The organism is Thermodesulfatator autotrophicus (assembly GCF_001642325.1).
In the GTDB taxonomy this organism is placed as follows: domain Bacteria; phylum Desulfobacterota; class Thermodesulfobacteria; order Thermodesulfobacteriales; family Thermodesulfatatoraceae; genus Thermodesulfatator; species Thermodesulfatator autotrophicus.
In genome coordinates this window covers 1-360 of the sequence record NZ_LSFI01000123.1, presented here as the reverse complement: position 1 = coordinate 360, position 360 = coordinate 1, and the positions used below count along the sequence as shown (strand labels likewise).

1 pseudogene is annotated in these 360 nt (G+C 40.6%); it reads right to left on the bottom strand.

Annotation, left to right across the window (positions count from 1 at the left end):
- Positions 1 to 360: pseudogene (locus TH606_RS11810) on the bottom strand (hypothetical protein); the annotation flags it as partial.

Sequence of the window (360 nt, the reverse complement as noted above, 5' to 3'; positions counted from 1 at the left end):
GCTCCGTCTTCCTATACCAATCATGCGGTATAGAAGCGAAAAATGACTTGAAAATCTCTTTCAGCTTCTCCAGCTCGCCAGCTTCAAGGACATCGTAAAGACGGTCAATGATTCTTTCCTTATCTGACCGTCTTTCCACATACCAGTTAAGAATACTATCGGTAAAACTCATCTTTACTTCTAAGTTGGGATAAGAGAGGAAGTAACGGCGGCGAGGGCCTTTTTTTTGCAGATCTTTGATAGTAAGGTAGCCGGTTTGAAAAAGAATGGTCTCTATTTCAAGATAGTCTACATCAAAGGCCTCAATGATGTTTTCGCCAGCTTCTAGATTTTCAAGCTCTGGGATGAAATATTTTTTCT